Origin of the sequence: Gemmiger formicilis (assembly GCF_016901605.1) — a bacterium.
Lineage (GTDB): Bacteria > Bacillota > Clostridia > Oscillospirales > Ruminococcaceae > Gemmiger > Gemmiger formicilis_B.
In genome coordinates, this window is the sequence record NZ_JACJKP010000972.1 from 1 (window position 1) to 218 (window position 218).

General features: G+C 54.6%; 1 pseudogene. It reads left to right on the top strand.

Going from position 1 to position 218, the window contains the following annotated elements:
* Positions 1–183: pseudogene (locus H6B10_RS18525) on the top strand (hypothetical protein); the annotation flags it as partial.
* Positions 184–218 lie beyond the last annotated feature (35 nt).

Below are 218 nucleotides of genomic sequence, written 5' to 3' on the forward strand. Positions count from 1 at the left end.
TTGCGCCTGTGTGATATGCACACCATCCCGGTAGCCACCAATATTGCCACGGCCGAGGTACTCATCCACGGCCTGGAACGGGGCGACCTCGCCTGGATTGAACTGCAGCGCGGCAGATTCCGACCGCGTCAAAAAAGCCATCGTTTACCAATAATGCCAAACAAAAGAGCCGGTTTCCCGTAGGGGAAACCGGCTCTTTTTGGTTGTATGCTTACTTG